Genomic DNA, 17,362 nt, shown 5'->3' on the forward strand with positions numbered 1-17,362 from the left:
CCTGAAGCGGAGACCATTGCGGGCGGCGTATTCTATGGAGTTGCGCCACTGGTTGCAAGTTGATCAATGCCGCGCACCGGTCCGCTGCCCGAATAGGGCTAGCGTCGCGGCCATTTCGGTCATGGCTCCCTCCCACCGGCCCCGGTTACAGTCCGGAGACAACAGCGGAAAACCGACACGGAACCCCATGGATCAGCTCCACCAGCTCGCATTTGGCGCATTTCAAGTGCCCGTCAGCGTCACGCAGTCCGGCGGCGATGCCCCGCTGGCACTGGTCATCCCGGCGCTCGGCGTGCCCGCGGCCAAGTACCGGCAGCTGCTCGCGGAGCTGCGCGCGCGCGGCTACCACACCGCCATCACCGAACTGCCGGGCACCGGCACCAGTCAGCCCCGCCCCCACCGCGGCGCTGACTACGATTATGGTGACCTGGTATTCACCTTCATACCGGCGCTGCTGCGGCTGCTCGAGCGGGATTTTCCCGGCGGCCCGGCACTGATCCTCGGGCACAGCATCGGCGGCCAGACAGCGACGCTGGCCGCCAAGGCCGGCCTGACCGGCAGCGCCCGGGTCGTCAGTGTTGCCTCCGGCCATATTCACTTCCGCTGCTGGGATGGCGCGCAACGCCTTTACCTGCTGGCCATGGCCACACTCGCCGGCACTATTGCCAATCTGCTCGGCTATTTCCCGGGTGCGCGCCTCGGTTTTGGCGGGCGCGAAGCGCGCGGCATCATGAACGACTGGTCCCGAGCCATTGTCAGCGGCCGCTTCCCGCCGGAGCGCAGGATCGGCCCCGAGCGGCAAACTCGTCAGCCCACCCTGCATATCGCGCTATCCGGCGATCCATTTGCACCGCTGAAAGCGGCGCGCAGGCTCGCGGCGATCCCCGGCGGTGAGACCCGGGAAGTCCCGGCCACCTACCCGAAGGGCAATCCGCACCTGAGCTGGATCAAGAACCCCGGCCCCGTACTGGATACCGTGGAAAACTGGCTCTCCGGTACGCAACTCGCCCTCCCAGCTAATGCGGCGGGTGCATCGAGCCGGCACGCGTCCATATCTGATTGAGGTATTGTTCAATCTCTCCGTCTCAATACATACAGGCAGACAGACGCAGCGATTGCAGGTGGAGTAGCCGAGGGATCCGAAGATGGCTCAGTTCGATGGCGCCGCGCCTGCGGATTACTGTGAGCGCCCGATCCAGCGCTTTGTAGGTTCTCCCGAGATGTCCGCCGGCCGCCCCGGCGCCATACCCGCACACACCGCGGCAATGTGCCGGCTTCAAATGACAAATATATTCTCGCGTCGCGGGTGATGAACCGCCCCGCGCATGAGCCGTACGGCAACCCGGCGACGCAAAAGACCGGGGACACTCAACAACAATAAGAACTGACTGACTGGAACAAAGAAAAACAAACGGAATGGAATGAACGGGGGCTTGCCAGCCCCTTTTTTTCGCCTGAATGTTTTTAACGGGTGGTATTTATTTTTCCCGCTGGTTCAACGTAACGGACCTTTAAATGGCGGGCCAGGCAGCAGCGGTCGCTCCAGTTTGGGGGGCGACCGCTGCTCTGGCGCATTAGAAGGTGTAGCGAACGCCGAGACTCGCCTCGGTTCTATCATGGCTGTAGATATCGAAGTTCTCTTCGTTGTCTGTGAGCGCGATTTTTCCGGCCAGCTGCAGCCGCGGCGAGAGGTGGTATTGTGATTTCAGCCAGGACCTGACCCTGTCGGCCTCGCGGACTTCATGTTTCATTGTGCCGTCGGTGTCCGTCAGGCTGTTGACGCCGTCGTACTCACTGCTCCGGTATTCCACGCCGGCAGCGAGATCCCAGTTGTCCAGTAGCGGCCATTCCAGTTCCAGCGCGGTACTGTGCCGGGCCGGTGAATAGCTGTAATAGGCTCCGTCCACGCCCTCTAGATCGCCGCGATCGTTGACATCCATCCGATAGAGCGCATTCATAGTCAGTCGGCCCAGCGGACGCTTGAGCTTCGCCTCGACACGGTGGCCCCAGCCATCCAAGTGGGCGTAGGCGCTGCCGCCGCTGTAATGCGCCGGCAGATAGGCGAGGGTAAGTTTGGCGCCGTAGAAAGTCTGATGCACACGGCCGATCAGCCGGGTCGCCCGGGTGAGCTGCTCACCGCCGAGGAAAGTGGAATCGGCGGCGATTCCCAGCTCCGCCTGCCAGCCGTTCCAGTTCAGGTCCCGGGATAGGCCGAGGCCGTAGCTGCTCACATCCAGCGAGCTGTACTCCGAGTAACTGCGACTGTAGCCGGAGCCCTGCACTCGCCAGCCATCGGCGGCGGTGCCCTGCAGGCGGTACTGACCCCAGGCAAACAGCTCCGAGTAATTGTCCTCGGCGAGCGTAGAGTTCTGCAGCAGATCGTCCTGCAGGGCAAAGACATTGTCGTCGTAACCGCTGGAGGCACTGGCGACGGCCAGCCACTGCCTGGAGGCGGGCGCTGGGGCGCGCGACTCACCCGACGCCAGCGCGGCGAGACGCTTGCTCGAGAGTGCGCGCAGTTTTTCCGAATCGGCGCGGGACTCGATCTCGGCATAGTGGCCGACGGCGGTACTCCTGTGGCCCTGCTTTTCAGCGATCACCCCCAGCTGAAAGTGCGCCAGGTCCCGCCACTCGGGATCTCCCGTCAGTTGTTGGAAATAACTGCCGGCCTCAAGGTAATTACCCAGTTTGAAGTGAGTGACGCCGATATTGTAGCTAAGCTTCGAGCTGGCACGCCCTTTCTGCTGCTCCCACTCAAACAGCGCCAGGGCGCGCTGGTATTCCCCCCGTTTGAATGCCGCCGTGCCCTGGGAAAAGTAGTCCTGCGCCTGCGCGATCAGCGAGGCGCTCACCAGCCCCGCGACCGATACCGCTTTTATTGCCTGTATCCACATTGTGATTTTTCCGTCGCTCTCAAAAAAACAAAGACGGCCGGGAGCAGTCGCCCGGCCATCGGCTCGTCGCAAAAGTGTTGATATCGAACTCAGGTGCCCGGAGTGTTGTCCGGGATATTGTCGAGCGCGCCGTCAATCACCGAATCCAGATCGATCGGCAACTGCTCTTTCACGTCGTCGGGGATATTGTCCAGCACATTCTCGGGAATATTTTCCATCGCACCGCCGGCACCGGACAGGGCGTTTTTCAGCGCTTCTTGTGCGGCCTCGTTGGCGTTCTTGGCAGCTTCCTGCGCGGCCTCCTGGGCGTTCTTCGCCGCCTCTGCCGCCTGCGCCGCCGAACCTTCAGTCACCGCCTCCAGCTCTTCGGACTCTTCGAGTTCCTCTTCGATCTCCTCTTCGCCACGCTGGCGCGCCGCGTTGGCGACCTCCAGACCGAAGGCTGCGGCCGCTTTCGCCACTTCACTGGCCTCTTCCGGCAGCTCGATCTCGTTTACCACGTCCTCGACACTGCCATCGGCCTCCACCACGGTCACTGTCACATCTAGGTCGTCGCCGCTGTCGTCATCGGCAAAGGCCTGCGCACTGATCTGCGCGGAGACAAGCAGCGCCAGAACCATTGATTTCTTGAGCATATCCATTTTTATTGAGCCTCATTTCTCTAGTTGTAGAAGTTCTTCAGATCATCGTTGTCGAGTCGGACGGGAGAGCCTCGACGGGCCGAAACTTGACCGGCACCCGAAACTCCCTGTGCGCGCCTCCGTGCTCTATGTAGATCATTATTTCCGCTGCGCCCCCCGCCTCCCGCAGGCGCACCGGCAGGGTCAGCCTGTTGGAGCCGGCATTCAGATCCGCCTGCCACTGCAGCTCGCGGGACCCGCCGTAGCCCTCCAGCTCCAAGTTCGGCGGCAGCGACACCCGGATAGTGGCACCCCGCAGGGTGCGGGGTGTATCCACGGCCACACTGACCGGCAGCGCAGCCAGGGCCGGGGGTGTGGCGGGTGCCGGCTGCTGCCAGCGGGGCAGCGCCACCAGGACCGCCAGCAGCAGGCTGGCGGCAGTCGCCAGTTGCCAGCCCCGCAGGCGGGACGGGGATATTTCCGGCTGCTTTGGCAGGGCCGCAGCCAATACACGCTCCTCGAAATCCTCGGCCGGCTCCGGTGCCGGCATACTGCGCAGCAGGCGCACCACCCTGAGCTCCTCGGCGTGATCGCGGCAGCCACTGCACTTGCGCAGGTGAATTAACAGCGCACTGCTGTTCTGCTCGCGCAACAGTTCCAGTTCTCGCTTCGCCTGATTGCAATCCATACTCGCCTCCTCGACTCCTGCTAACACGCATGACATGTATCAATGGTTCCCAGCTGCAGCGCGGCTTTCAATTTTTTGCGCGCGCGGTGCAGGCGGGACTTCACCGTGCCCACATTGATTTCCAGAATTTCCGCTACTTCGAGCGCCGTGTAGCCCTCCACATCGTGCAGTAACACCACGTCGCGCCAGCCGTCGTCCAGCTCTGCCAGCGCCCGGTTCAACACCCGCCGCAGCTCCAGTTGCTGGTAGTGGTTACGCTCGTCGAGCATGCGCTCCTGGAAAAAGGCGTCGTCGCTACTCCAGGGGAGGGTCTCCTCCACCGGCGAACTGGCGCGGCGGCGATAGAGATCCACGTAACGGCGGTAGAGCACTTTCACCAGCCAGGGCCCCGGCTTGTCCACCGCGGCCAGCTCCTCGACACGGGGAAACAGGTGGGTCAGCACGTCCTGCACCAGGTCCTCGGCCTCCGCCCGGCTCTGCGTCCAGCGATAGGCCATGCGGAACATCAGCCGCAGATGCGGGCGCACCAGGGCGGTGAAGCGGTCCGCGGGCGCCGCGCGTCCGCGGAAAAACTGCGTCAAGCTCAACCCATTACTCCTTTGCCGATGTCTCCGATCGACCTGTTAACACGCAGCTGACCGCAAAAAGGTTCCCGAGGAACAAAAAAAATCAAAAAATTATTCATCCGGCAGAAAATATTTACACGAACTGGGTCTTCAAAAAGGTCCCAGCGAAAAATCATTTCAAATAAAGACAAAAAATTGCACTTTATTTTCTAAAAAATCGGCATCAATCGGATTGTAATTGCAGAAGTCCTTCGCTAGCTTCAATCGCCGAGCAACGGGCAGGGCGAGGCTACCCTGTTCCGGCTCGACAGGAGTTGTGCGCGGGTATCTGTTGTGCCCGGTAGGCGCAGTTCTATGTTTTTGCGTCGAAGTATTACCCGGCCCTGTGATCGGATATCCGATCCATTCGGGGGGTGACCCCTAAATCCAATAAAAATTCGCAAGGTATTCTTTGACATGAAACAAAATCTATTAGCCGCGGCCATTGCCGTTTCGGCGAGTGCAATGGCTCAAGCCGACAGACCGAGCTTCTCTGCGGAGCCCGCCATCACCGACGTGCAAAACCGCTGTATCGTGCGCTTCCACGACAGTTTCTCTGGCGCGGATGCGGTAGGCATTACCAACCGCTTGGTCGCCCAGGCGCAAGCCGCCGGGCACGCCAAGGCTGCGGCGCAGTTCGTCTACCGCAATACGATCAAGGGGGCAACACTCAACCTCTCCTGCAGCGCCGCCAGTGCAGTTTTCGGCAAGGATTCCACCATTATGCGAATGACGCCTGACAGCATCGTCAGCATCAGCGCCCCGCCCTCCTGCGTCGGCCCCGGCTGCGGTGGCGGCGGCTCCGAGGCCGAAGTTACTCCCTGGGGCATCCCCCGCGTCGGCGGCCCGGTTGACGGCAGCGGCCGAGACGCCTGGATTATCGACACGGGTATCGATCTGGATCACGCTGACCTGAACGTGGACGGCAGCCGTGGCTTCAGTGCCTTCACTTCCGGACCCAGCGCCGGCAAGATCGATGACGACCACGGCCACGGCACCCATGTCGCCGGCACCGTTGGCGCCATCGACAATGACATCGACGTGGTCGGCGTAGCCGCCAATGCCACCGTGATCCCGGTCAAGGTACTGGACAGACGCGGCTCCGGCACCACCTCCGGCGTGATCGCGGGTGTCGACTATGTGGGCGCCAACGCCTCTCCGGGAGACTGCGCCAATATGAGCCTCGGCGGCGGCGTCAGCCAGGACCTGGACGATGCCGTTGTGGCTGCCTCGGAAAATTCCGGCGCATTCTTCGTGCTTGCCGCCGGCAATGACGGTGACGATGCCAACAACCACTCGCCAGCGCGCGCCAACGGCACCTATGTGCGCACTATTTCCGCCCACGACGATAGCGACACCATGGCCTCCTGGTCCAACTGGGGCAATCCGCCGGTGGACTATGCGGCGCCCGGCGTCTCCATACTGTCCACGGCCATGGGGGGCGGCACCACGACTTACTCCGGCACCTCAATGGCCTCGCCGCACGCCTGCGCCGTGATGATGATGAGCAACGGCAATCCGGGCAGCGACGGCACCGTCAACGGCGACCTGGACGGCGATCCGGACCCCATTATTCACATGTAGTCCCTGCATTTCTCCGTTGTTGCTAGGTGTTTTATAAGCAATTGCCGGGCCCCGGTGCCCGGCCTTTTTATGAATAAGAGAAAAATGGACTCACTGATCCTGCTGTTTGAGAACTTCGTGCCGGCACAATTCTGCGATCATATGATCCGACGCTTCGCAGAGGACCCGCACAAGCAAGCGGGCAGAACCGGTTCTGGCGTGGACCCAAGCAAGAAGAACAGTTCCGACCTGTTTATCTCCGGCCGGGATACCTGGAAAGATGAATGCGCTCAAATCAATAACATGGTCTTGCGCGGGTTGATGGCGTACTGCCGCCGCTATCCCCATTTACTGACCGGAGCCCTCTCTCCCAGCATTTATGACGAGTCGACTAAAGAGCTGCGCAATCTAACCAGCAAGGATATCGGTGGACTCAGCGATCGACAGCTGCAGATGCTGGTCAACGGCATATTCCAGCAGGACCAGATCAATTTCCAGCACTATGAAAATGCGCGCGGAGGCTACTACCACTGGCATTCCGAGCACTACCCGCACCCCATCGACCCAGAACAGAAATCCCTACACCGGGTGCTGCTCTGGATGCTGTACCTGAACGATGTGGAAGAAGGTGGTGAGACGGAATTCCGCTACCAGGGCGCCAAGATCAAGCCCCGCAGGGGCAGCCTGGTGCTTTCGCCCTGCGGCTTTACCCACACCCACCGTGGCAATGTGCCGCTGTCCGGCGACAAATACATCCTGACTTCGTGGATCATGTACCGCCCGGCGGCGGAACTCTATGGCACCCCCGCCACAGGTCCCAGCGGAAAAGCCATCCCAAATAGTGCGGACAGCACTATTGACTGAGAGCCCCGCACCCACCGTCAGAAGATATAGCTGATACCCAGGCTCGCCTCAGTCTTGTCGTAGGTATAGACGTCCCGGTTTTCCTTATTGTCGACAACCACTAATTTTCCATCCAGGCTGAAGCGCGGCGTGATCTTGTATCTGGTCGTGAGCCAGGACTTGATCCGCTCCGACTCCCGCCGGTAGCTGAGCACGCTGCCGTCGCTGCCGGTAACGCGGTTGGTGCCATCGTAGGCGCTGCGGCGGAACTCCACCCCGGTCGCCACAAGCCAGCTGGTGGACAGCGACCAGTCCAGCGCGCCGCCTAGCGCATGGCGCGCGGGTGAATAACTGTAGTAATCGAAGTTTTCCCTTTCCAGATCGGTGCGGTCATTGGTGTCGTAGCGGTAGAACGCCTTGATCTCCGCCGCGAAGAGCGGCCGCTGCCACTTGGCCTCGAAGCGCTGGCGCCAGCCATCGAGATAGGCGTAATCCTTTCCGCCGACATAGTAGCTGGGAATGTAAGCGAGCGTCATGCTGGCCTCACCGAAGCCACGCGTGAGCCTGCCCAGGACTTGCGCCTGATGCATCAGCTGCTCTCCGCCGAGGTAGGCGATCTCCCCGGCCACGCCTATTTCCGTATCCCAGCCGAGCCACTGACGGTCACGCGACAGCGCCGCACTGACACTGGTGAGGTTGAGAATGTTGAATTCGCGGTAGCGCCGCCCGTAGCCGTAGCCGTGCAGTCGCCAGCCATCGCCGGGGGTTCCGGCGAGTCGGTACTGCCCCCAGGCAACCATCTCCGCGAAATTATCCGCACCGACACTCGAGTCCGCCAGCAGTTCGTTCTGCAGCGCGTAGGCATTGTCATCGTGCCCCGCATACAAGCTGGCGGTACCTACCCAGCGCTTCGCCGCGCGCTCGCGACCGGATACCGCCAGCGCATTCAAACGGCTCGAGGCAAGGCTGCGCAGCTTCTGGGAATCGGCCTTCTCCTGCACCCGGCGATAGTGTCTGGCGGCGATGATATTACGATTGCTGCGCTCGGCGGCGAGAGCGAGATTGTAGCGGGCGAGGTCTTGCCATTCGGGCTCTGCCAGCAGGCGTTGAAAATACTGGCTGGCCTCGCCGTAGCGGCCCAGTTTGATCAGCGTTACGCCAATGTTGTATTTGAGCCTGGCGCTGACACTGCCGGAAAGTTCCTCTTGCTCGAACAGCTGCAGCGCCTGTCGATAGTCGCCGCGCTTGAAGGCATCGACGCCCTCGGCAAACTGGCTCTGTGCCATTGAATGCACCGAAACGCTCGCAACCGCGCAGGCGGGCGCAATTCGGAATGCTCTTTTCCGCATCTCTCTTACCCCTGTATATCCCTATATCCGCAACTTTTCCGTGTGGACTCGCGGCCCCAAATCCGGCCACTTTCAGCCGCCGGAGTCGTCGGGCAGATTTTGCCGGGCGCGCTCGATAATGGCATCGATGTCCAGGTCCATCTCATTGCGGATATCGTCCGGGAGGTTGCTGAGAATATCCTGCATCATCTGCTCTATCACGCCCTGGATATCGGCGCCCGACAGCGCATTCTTTACCGCCTCCTCGACGGCCTCGCGCGCCACTTCCGCCGCGCGCTGCGCTTCCTCGCTCGCGGCATCCGCAGACAGCCTGGCGTTGTCCGCCATTTCGAGACTGCGCGTCATGGCTTCCTGCATCATCACCTCAATGTCCTCGCGGCTCTTTGCATCGCCATTCTGGGCCGCGCTCACTGCAGTCATGAGATCCGCCATCTTCTCTTCGACAAATTCGCGCGTATCCGGCGGCAACTCGATGTTATTGAGCAGATCGCGCGCTTGCTCGGTTTCCTCCACGACCGTCAGCGTGACATCCAGCTCACTTGGAGCCTCCACTTCCTGCGCAAGTGCGGGCATAGACAGCTGCGCACCTATCCACACGCCCACCGCGAGAACTTCCTTCCTAAACATTTTCCTGTACCTCTCTGACCCGATTGATCGGACGATCACGTCCTGGTTAATGACCCGCCTGTCGACGCCGCCGAAGCTGGCGTCACGGACAGGCGAAGCAATTTTCTGGCACCCCGGCATTCGATCTCAATCAGGATTTCTCCAGCCACCTGGCGATCTTCTTCCGAAGTCGTATGGAGCTCCTCACTTCCATCTCTCCGATATCCTTATCCATTAACTCGGCTGGCGCGCGTCGATGGTTCCCTGTAACAGGATTTTTTTTAGTTGCAGTCGCGCGCGATGCAATCGCGACTTCACAGTGCCGACATTGATGTCCATAATTTCCGCCACTTCACTCGCTGTATAGCCTTCCACGTCGTGCAGAAGCAGGGTGTCGCGCCTCACGTCGTCCAGCGCATTCAACGCGTGGCACAGCGCCTGGCGCAGTTCCAGCTGCTGGAGGTCACCACTGTCTGCCGCTTGCAGAAAAAATTCTGGTTCGCGGGAGACGGATTGCTCGATCAGGCACCTTCGCCGCCGACGGTAGCGATCGATGTAGCGCCGGTAAAGCACCTTGATCAGCCAGGGCCCCAGGCAATCGACCGCTTCCAGCTCGGCTGTGCGCGGCAGCAGAGTGGTGAGAATGTCTTGAACCAGATCCTCCGCTTCCAGCGGATCCATCGTCCACCGATGCGCCATGCGATACAAGCGGCGGACATGCGGGTGCATCAGCGCGACAAATCGATCTTCACGGGATCGACGCCCCTGAAAAAGACGGATCAGCCCGACGCTCAGACCCTAGCCCCACTAACTAAATGGTGAACATGATCGGCTACTATTAGCCTCGCATGGAGAGAAATACGTCGACGCACTGCATTGACTGTTCGTTACTCCGTTGCGGCGCGGCGGGGAAACGGTTTCCACGTTAAAGCACCGCGCTGAAAAATTTAGCAGTGAACGCTGGAGCCGGGGAAGCAGTTGGCGGATGGCGAATCAACTAGTGCGACTTCTGATGCAGATTCGCGGCGACCGGCTAGAATAAGCGGACGCTGGCGCCGGCCAGGAAAGAGCAATCTGCTCGAATTTAATGGCGTGCTGAATGCCGGGCCGCAATGCGGCCAGGCCATGGGAAAGGAGGGCGGTGCAGGCAATCCGGCCATTGCGACCGACTACTGCGGAAAATGCGCCGAATCAGCCGGCGCGCTGGCGCACCGCCTCGAACAGGCAGACGCCGGTGGCGACGGAGACATTCAGGCTGCTCACCTCGCCGGCCATCGGGATCTTGATCAGGTGATCGCAATGCTCCCGCGTCAGGCGGCGCAGACCGGAGCCCTCGGCTCCCATAACCAGGGCGATCGGACCGGTCAGCTGGCTCTGGTAGACATCCTGTTCCGCCTCGCCGGCGGCACCGAATATCCACACGCCGTGCTGCTGCAGCTGCTGCAGGGTGCGGGCGAGATTGGTGACGGTGACGAACGGCAGTACTTCCGCGGCGCCGCAGGCGACCTTTCTCGCCGTCGGGGTCAGCCCCGCGGCCTTGTCTTTCGGCGCGATCACCGCGTGCACACCGGCGGCCTCGGCGGAACGCAGGCAGGCGCCGAGATTGTGCGGATCCGTGACGCCGTCGAGCACCAGCAGGAAGGGCGCCTCACTCCTCTGTTGCAACTGTTGCAGCAGCTCCTGCAGGAAGCGCTCGTCCTGTACCTTCGTCTCCCCGGCACAGATGGCCAGCACCCCCTGGTGATTGCCGTCGTCGCCAACCTGCTCATCGAGGGCGCGACGGTCGACAAAGCGCAGGGCGATATTGTTCTTCTCCGCCTGCTGGATGATCTTCTGCAGCCGCTGGTCCTTGCGCCCGCGCAGCAGCAACAGCTCCTGCACCTGCTGCGGCGAGCTTTTCAGCAGCGCCTGCACAGCGTGCAGGCCGTAAACCAGTTGTTGGCTCAAGATGTCCCTCGACTACTTTTTCTTTTTGCCTTTGGAAGAAGGCTTTTTCTTCTTGTTCGGCTTGCCATTCTTGGCCGTGCCCGCCTTGTGCGCCGCCTTGCGCGCGGCCACGGCCGGACGCTTGCCACCCTTGCGCGGCGGGGTGCGTCTGGGGCCGCGGCGCTTCGGCGGCGCCGCTTCATCTGCTGCCGGCGCGCGCTCTTCAGTAACTTCCGCTGTTGGCGCCTCGGCCGCTACCGGCAACGCTTCCGTCGAACCGACCTTGCGCTTGCGAAACGGCGTGCCTCCGGCGGCAGTTTCGGTGTGGCGCGCCCAGGGGCTGGCGCTGCGTTTGCTGTCGGCGTCCTTCGCGGCCGGGGCCGGCTTGCCGCGACGCTCTTGCTTCTGCTGATGCTCCACCGCCATTTCCATGGCGCGGGCGCTGACTTTTATATGCTCGCGCGGCACCAGCTCTTCCAGGGTGAAATCCACTTTGCGCTCTTCCAGGTCGACACGCGCCACCTGCACCCGGACGGAGTCGCCGAGGTGGTAGCGCTTGCCGCTGCGCTCGCCGATCAGGCGCTGGTGCGCCTGCTCGAAGCGGTAGTAGTCCTTCGGCAGGGCGGTGACGTGGACCAGCCCCTCGACGTAGAGATCGTCCAATTCGACAAACAGGCCGAAGCCGGTCACCGCGCTGATCACGCCGGGATAGACCTCGCCGACGTGGTCCTGCAGGTACTCGCACTTGAGCCAGCTGACCACATCGCGGGTGGCGTCGTCGGCGCGGCGCTCGGTCATCGAGCAGTGCTCGCCCAGCTGCACCATCGCCGGCATGTCGTAGGGAAGAATTCGCTCGCGCTCAATGGCTTCGGCGCCGGGCACAGCGTGGATTTTTTTCACCACCGCGCGCTCGTTGGCGCTGCCGTTGCGAATCAGCCAGCGCAGCGCGCGGTGCAGCAGCAGGTCCGGATAGCGGCGGATCGGCGAGGTGAAGTGCGCGTAGGCGGGGTAGTCGAGGCCGAAGTGCCCGCGATTTTCCGGCTGGTATACGGCCTGGTTCATCGAGCGCAGCATCATCATCTGGATGATATGCGCATCGGGCCGGCCCTCGACCTGCTCCAGCAGTTTCTGGAAGTCGCCAGGCTGCGGCTCGGCGCCGCCGGGCAGGCGCAGGCCCAGTTCGCCGAGGTACTCGCGCAGATTGCTGAGTTTTTCCTCCTTCGGCGAGTCGTGCACTCGATAGAGGGCCGGCAATTCCGACAGCTCCATCAGCTGCGCCGCACACACGTTGGCGGCGAGCATGCACTCCTCGATCAGCTTGTGGGCATCGTTGCGGGTCACCGGCACTATGCGCTCTATCTTGCGGTTGGCATCGAAGATGATGCGCGTCTCGGTGGTCTCGAAATCTATCGCGCCGCGGCGGTCGCGGGCGCCGCGCAGCGCTTTATAGAGATCGTGCAGATTGTCCAGGTGCGGCACCAGCGCGGCTAACTGCTTGCGCAGGCCGCTGCTCCTGCTGTCGCGCTCTGCGAGGATCTGCCCCACCTGGGTATACGTCAGGCGCGCGTGGCTGCGCATGACGCCTTCGAAGAAGCGGTAGTCGCGGATCTCGCCGCTGCGGTCGATATGCATTTCGCACACCATGCACAGCCGGTCCACTTGCGGATTCAGCGAGCAGAGGCCATTGGACAGTTTCTCCGGCAGCATCGGCACCACGAAGTCGGGAAAGTAGACCGAGTTGCCGCGGGTGTGGGCCTCCTCGTCGAGGGCGGTACCCGGGCGCACATAGTGCGATACGTCGGCGATGGCCACCAGCAGTTTCCAGCCGTCGTCGGGCAGCTGTTCGCAGAAGACGGCGTCGTCAAAGTCGCGCGCGTCCTCGCCGTCGATGGTGACCAGCGGCAGCAGGCGCAGATCGACCCGCGCGCGCTTGTCCTCGTCCACCACCTCTATGGGAATGGCATCTACTTCGGCCTGCAGGGCTGCGGGCCAGGTGTGGGGAATGCCGTAGTTGCGGATGGCGAGGTCGATTTCCATCCCCGGCGCCAGGTGGTCGCCGAGTATTTCTATCACCTCACCCTGGGGCACCGTGTCGCGGCCCGGCTGGGTGACGATCTTCACCACCACATACTGGCCGTGGCCGGCGTCGGCGGCGCGTTCCGCCGCCACCATGATGTCGAGATTGATGCGCGGGTTGTCCGGGCGCACGAAGCAGATGCCGTTCTCGCGGAACAGGCGCCCGGCCAGCTCTGTGGTGTTGTGCTTGATGACCCGCACCACCGCCCCCTCGCGCTTGCCGCGGAAGCCGCCGGGGGTCTCTCGCACCAGCACTTCGTCGCCGTCAAACACCTTGCGCATCTGCCGGTGGGACAGGTACAGGTCGTCACCGCCGTCGCGCGGGGAGACGAAGCCGAAACCGTCGCGATGGCCGATCACCCGGCCGCGCACGAGGCTCATCTTGTCCAGCACGCCGAAATCGCCGGCGCGGTTGCTGGCGATCTGGCCGTCGCGGGACATGGCGATCAGGCGCCGGCGCACTCCCTCGCGGCGGTCTTCATCGTCGAGTTCGAGCAGGTCGGCGACTGTCTCCCAGGGCACAGGGCCGGGCTGCTGCTCGAGTAGCTGCAGCAGATATTCGCGGCTGGGCACAGGCTTGTCGTATTTTTCCGCCTCGCGCTCCGCATGTGGGTCGACGTCGTGGTGGTCTGAAGGTTTCTTTTGAGTCAAAACAGCATCCGTTGTTCGAGGTAGCCACACATTCTTCGGCGGCTTCCGGAGGAAATCCGGCAATTGAATGGGCGACTGGCACCGGTGACTACCGGTTCCGGGAAAGTCGCTTCTGCACGCAGTATAAGCGATTTCGGGGCATTTCCCGACCGCCGCGAAAAAAGTGGAAAAAAGCGCAGATGCCCCGTTGACACCCCCAGGGCATATCTCTATAGTGCGCGTCCTCAACGGAGCACACGTTGATTTGCCCAGGTGGCGGAATTGGTAGACGCGCTAGCTTCAGGTGCTAGTGACCGCAAGGTCGTGGAAGTTCAAGTCTTCTCCTGGGCACCAATTCCTAAAAAGGCCGACTCGCGAGAGTCGGCCTTTTTTTGTTTTGGCGCGTGCCGCCGGTGCGCCTCACATTAAAGCCCCCCGATGACAACAGCCGGCCGGGCCGGTCACGGACGGGAATTGACACGACCGGGAAATTCTCTATAGTGCGCCTCCTCGACGGTGCACACCGTCGATTGCCCAGGTGGCGGAATTGGTAGACGCGCTAGCTTCAGGTGCTAGTGACCGCAAGGTCGTGGAAGTTCAAGTCTTCTCCTGGGCACCAAATCCAAAAAGGCCGACTCGCGAGAGTCGGCCTTTTTTGTTTGCGCTGCCCCAATCACAAACTGCGGGCTTCAGCCAGTGTTGCGCATCCCCGCGGCGATACCGGCGATGGTAACCATCAGTGCGCTTTCCAGCACCGGGTCGGCGTCGCGCTCGCGCAGGCGCGCCATCAGTTCCGCCTGCAGCAGGTGCAGCGGATCCGTGTAGGGGTCGCGCACGCGGATCGACCAGCGCATCACCGGGTTGTTGTCGAGGAGACTGTCCCGCCCCGTAAGTTGCTGCAGCGCGCTCACCGTGCGGGCCAGACGCTCACGAAGTGTCTCGCCGAGCCGGATCAACTCCGGGTCATCCGTCAACCGCTCTTCATACCAGGACGCGACCCGGGTGTCGGCCTTGGCCAGCACCATTTCCAGCATGTCGACGACGCCCTGGAAGAAATGCCACTGTTCATCCATCGCCCGCAGATTGTCGGTTTCGTCGCCGTGCTCCAGTGCGCTCTCCAGCGCCGCACCGGTGCCCAGCCAGGCGGGCAACATCAAACGGATTTGCGTCCAGGCAAACACCCAGGGAATCGCCCGCAGGGTTTCCACACCGCCGCCGGGCTTGCGCCGCGCCGGCCGGCTGCCCAGTGCCAGCCGGCTGAGCTCGGTTTCCGGAGTCACGGTGCGCAGGTAGGCCACCAGCGCCGGATCGTCGCGCACCACCTGCCGGTAGCTGTCCACCGATACCTCCGTCAAACGGTCCATTTCCGCGCGCCATTCCGGCCGCGGCGCCGCCGGCGGCATCAGGGTCGCCTCCAGGGTGGCGGCCACATACTGCTCCAGATTGTAGGCGGCCACCGAGGGGCGGCCGTACTTGAAGCGGATCATCTCGCCCTGCTCGGTGACGCGGATGCGGCCGGCCACGGACCCGGGCGGTTGCGACAGCAGCGCCATACGCGTGGGCGAGCCGCCGCGCGAAATGGAGCCGCCGCGGCCGTGGAACAGCGTCAGCGGAATACCGTGATTGCGGAACATGGCGGTGAGCTTTTCCTGGGTGCGGAACTGCGCCCAGGCGGCGCCGAGGAAGCCGGCATCCTTGGCCGAATCGGAATAGCCGATCATCACTTCCTGGCCGTCGAGCACCCGCTGTTTGTACAGCGGCGTATTCAGCAGCGCACTCATGGTTGCGCCGGCGTTGTTGAGGTCATCCAGGGTTTCGAACAGCGGCACCACACGCATCGGCTGGCGCACCCCGCCGATTTTCTGCAACAGCATCACGGCGAGCACATCGGAAGAAGTTTTCGCCATGGAAATCACATAGGCGCCGAGCCCCTCCGGGCCCTGTTCCGCAATCACCCTGCAGGTCTCCAGTACCTGCAATACGTCGTCATCGCAAAAATCGCTGCGATAGAAGGCCTCGTCCACCAGCGGCCGGCGGCTGTCGATCTCGGCCAGCAGGAACTGCTGCTTCTGCGCCTCATCCCAGTCCGCGTAACCACCCAATCCCAGGTAGCGGGTGATGGCGTCCAGCGCGTCTGTGTGACGGGTGGATTCCTGGCGGATATCCAGGCGCAGCAGCGTGATGCCGAAGCAGTTGAGCCGGCGCAGCGTATCCTTGAGCTGGCCATCGGCAATGGCCGCCAGGCCCACCGCGCGCAATGAGCGGTCGATCAGGCTCAACTCTTCAAACAGCTGCGCGCCGCTGGTGAAGCCCGCCCCTTGCGGCTCGGGCTGGCCATTCACTCGCGCCTCCATCTGTGCGCGGGTGGCGCGCAGGCGATCGCGCACCTCGCGCAGCACCAGCCGGTAGGGTTCGTGGCTCGGGCCGGTGCGCGCCAGCAGTTCGTCGCTGGCGCGGTGCATGGACAGATCCGCCAGCAGGTTTTCCACATCCCGCAGGTACAGGTCCGCGGCCATCCAGCGGGCCAGCAGCAGCACTTCGCGGGTTACCGCCGCGGTGACATTGGGGTTGCCGTCGCGGTCGCCGCCCATCCAGGAGGCGAAACGGATAGGCACCCAATCGGCGGGCAGCGGCGGAAGCCCGGCCGCCGCGAGCTCCGCCTCTATCTCCCGCATACCCTCGGGCACCGCCCGCCACAGGGACTGTTCGATGGTGGCGAAGCCCCACTTGGCCTCGTCCACCGGCGTGGGCCTCTCCCGCCTGATCTCGTCGGTGCTCCAGGCGGACAGAATCAGCTCGCGCAGGTGGCGGCGCAGATCGCCCACCTCTTCCTGGTTGAGGTCCGGCCGGTCCAGATCTGCGAGCAGGTCCGCAATCTGGTCGTACTTGCGAATCAGCGTGCGGCGCGTGACTTCGGTGGGATGGGCAGTGAGCACCAACTCCACGGACAAGGCTCTCAGCGTCGCCTGGATTGCCTCCCCGCCGACCCCGGCCTGCTTCAGTTCTGCCAGAACCTGGCGCAGGCCGCGGTCGGTGTCCGGATCGCCGGGATAGCGCTGGTGGTGCCGGCGCAGGCGCTCGCGGTGGCGCTGCTCGGCGATATTGGCCAGATTGAGAAACTGGCTGAACGCGCGCGCCACTTCCAGCAGCGTTTCGTCATCGAGCGGGTCCAGCAGCTCGCGCAGGCGGCCGACCTGCATCTCCCCGTGGCTGCGGCTTTCCACCGCCGCCTGGCGGATGGTTTCAACGGTTTCGAAGAGCTTCTCGCCGGCCTGCTCCCGCAATACTGCGCCGAGTTCCTCGCCGAGCAGGCGCACGTCCTCCCGCAGCGGGGCGTTTTGATCCTGATTCACGGTCTCTTTCTCCCAAGCGACACAACTAGCCCCGTCTTCCCAACAACGCTTTCGGTCGAATGAACGGGGAACTAAGACAACAGATTGTCGATCGTAATCGCTAGCGGAAGCAGCCGCGACAGTTACATTTGAAATCAGTGAGTGGAGAAAACTGCATTAGAGTTCTATAAGGTAGATTTCTGTGCAGATAAGCGAAAAGACCGGCTCAT

13 protein-coding genes and 2 tRNA genes are annotated in these 17,362 nt (G+C 62.6%); 5 read left to right on the forward strand and 10 right to left on the reverse strand.

Annotated elements, in window-relative coordinates; genetic code table 11:
* Positions 1 to 187 precede the first annotated feature (187 nt).
* Positions 188 to 1,063 carry an alpha/beta fold hydrolase gene (locus RRF64_RS10455; RefSeq protein WP_323845831.1) on the forward strand — a complete coding sequence of 292 codons (876 nt, stop codon included), beginning with the start codon at positions 188 to 190 and terminating at the stop codon, positions 1,061 to 1,063.
* Between the two features lie 511 nt (positions 1,064 to 1,574).
* Here RRF64_RS10455 and RRF64_RS10460 read toward each other — a convergent pair.
* The 4 genes from RRF64_RS10460 to RRF64_RS10475 all read right to left on the reverse strand — a co-directional run bounded on the left by RRF64_RS10460 (position 1,575) and on the right by RRF64_RS10475 (position 4,789).
* A complete protein-coding gene (locus RRF64_RS10460) occupies positions 1,575 to 2,894 on the reverse strand; it encodes a tetratricopeptide repeat protein (RefSeq protein WP_323845832.1) in 1,320 nt (439 codons plus the stop codon).
* Between the two features lie 89 nt (positions 2,895 to 2,983).
* The gene (locus RRF64_RS10465; RefSeq protein WP_323845833.1) at positions 2,984 to 3,529 is read right to left on the reverse strand and encodes a hypothetical protein; all 546 of its coding nucleotides are present in this window, start codon (positions 3,527 to 3,529) and stop codon (positions 2,984 to 2,986) included.
* Positions 3,530 to 3,572: 43 nt separating this feature from the next.
* On the reverse strand, positions 3,573 to 4,202 hold the full coding sequence (locus RRF64_RS10470) for a hypothetical protein (RefSeq protein ID WP_323845834.1): 630 nt from the start codon (positions 4,200 to 4,202) through the stop codon (positions 3,573 to 3,575).
* 20 nt (positions 4,203 to 4,222) lie between these two features.
* Entirely contained in the window at positions 4,223 to 4,789 is a 567-nt protein-coding gene (locus RRF64_RS10475) for an RNA polymerase sigma factor (protein WP_323845835.1), read from the reverse strand.
* Positions 4,790 to 5,272: 483 nt separating this feature from the next.
* Between RRF64_RS10475 and RRF64_RS10480 the strand changes: the two genes are divergently transcribed.
* Positions 5,273 to 6,391, forward strand: coding sequence for a S8 family serine peptidase (locus tag RRF64_RS10480; protein ID WP_323845836.1), 1,119 nt, complete (start codon positions 5,273 to 5,275; stop codon positions 6,389 to 6,391).
* An 84-nt stretch (positions 6,392 to 6,475) separates the two neighbouring features.
* Positions 6,476 to 7,234 carry a 2OG-Fe(II) oxygenase gene (locus tag RRF64_RS10485; RefSeq protein WP_323845837.1) on the forward strand — a complete coding sequence of 253 codons (759 nt, stop codon included), beginning with the start codon at positions 6,476 to 6,478 and terminating at the stop codon, positions 7,232 to 7,234.
* A gap of 17 nt (positions 7,235 to 7,251) precedes the next feature.
* On the opposite strand, the gene RRF64_RS10490 is transcribed toward RRF64_RS10485, so the two are convergent.
* From RRF64_RS10490 to rnr, 5 genes are all read right to left on the reverse strand, one after another.
* Positions 7,252 to 8,499: a tetratricopeptide repeat protein gene (locus RRF64_RS10490; protein ID WP_323845838.1), complete on the reverse strand. Its 1,248-nt coding sequence runs from the start codon at positions 8,497 to 8,499 to the stop codon at positions 7,252 to 7,254.
* Positions 8,500 to 8,634: 135 nt separating this feature from the next.
* On the reverse strand, positions 8,635 to 9,189 hold the full coding sequence (locus tag RRF64_RS10495; protein ID WP_323845839.1) for a hypothetical protein: 555 nt from the start codon (positions 9,187 to 9,189) through the stop codon (positions 8,635 to 8,637).
* Between the two features lie 213 nt (positions 9,190 to 9,402).
* A complete protein-coding gene (locus RRF64_RS10500) occupies positions 9,403 to 9,897 on the reverse strand; it encodes an RNA polymerase sigma factor (RefSeq protein WP_323845840.1) in 495 nt (164 codons plus the stop codon).
* A gap of 462 nt (positions 9,898 to 10,359) precedes the next feature.
* Positions 10,360 to 11,115 (reverse strand): 23S rRNA (guanosine(2251)-2'-O)-methyltransferase RlmB, encoded by a 756-nt coding sequence (gene rlmB, locus RRF64_RS10505; protein ID WP_323845841.1) that lies wholly within the window; start codon positions 11,113 to 11,115, stop codon positions 10,360 to 10,362.
* Positions 11,116 to 11,127: 12 nt separating this feature from the next.
* The gene (rnr, locus tag RRF64_RS10510) at positions 11,128 to 13,821 is read right to left on the reverse strand and encodes a ribonuclease R (RefSeq protein ID WP_323845842.1); all 2,694 of its coding nucleotides are present in this window, start codon (positions 13,819 to 13,821) and stop codon (positions 11,128 to 11,130) included.
* Between the two features lie 246 nt (positions 13,822 to 14,067).
* Between rnr and RRF64_RS10515 the strand changes: the two genes are divergently transcribed.
* Positions 14,068 to 14,154, forward strand: a tRNA-Leu gene (locus RRF64_RS10515).
* A 178-nt stretch (positions 14,155 to 14,332) separates the two neighbouring features.
* Positions 14,333 to 14,419 (forward strand) — tRNA-Leu (locus RRF64_RS10520).
* A 70-nt stretch (positions 14,420 to 14,489) separates the two neighbouring features.
* Here the strand turns inward: RRF64_RS10520 and ppc are convergent.
* Positions 14,490 to 17,153: a phosphoenolpyruvate carboxylase gene (gene ppc, locus RRF64_RS10525; protein ID WP_323845843.1), complete on the reverse strand. Its 2,664-nt coding sequence runs from the start codon at positions 17,151 to 17,153 to the stop codon at positions 14,490 to 14,492.
* Positions 17,154 to 17,362: the final 209 nt, after the last annotated feature.

The sequence above is a fragment of the Microbulbifer magnicolonia genome (assembly GCF_035117725.1).
In the GTDB taxonomy this organism is placed as follows: Bacteria; Pseudomonadota; Gammaproteobacteria; order Pseudomonadales; family Cellvibrionaceae; genus Microbulbifer; species Microbulbifer magnicolonia.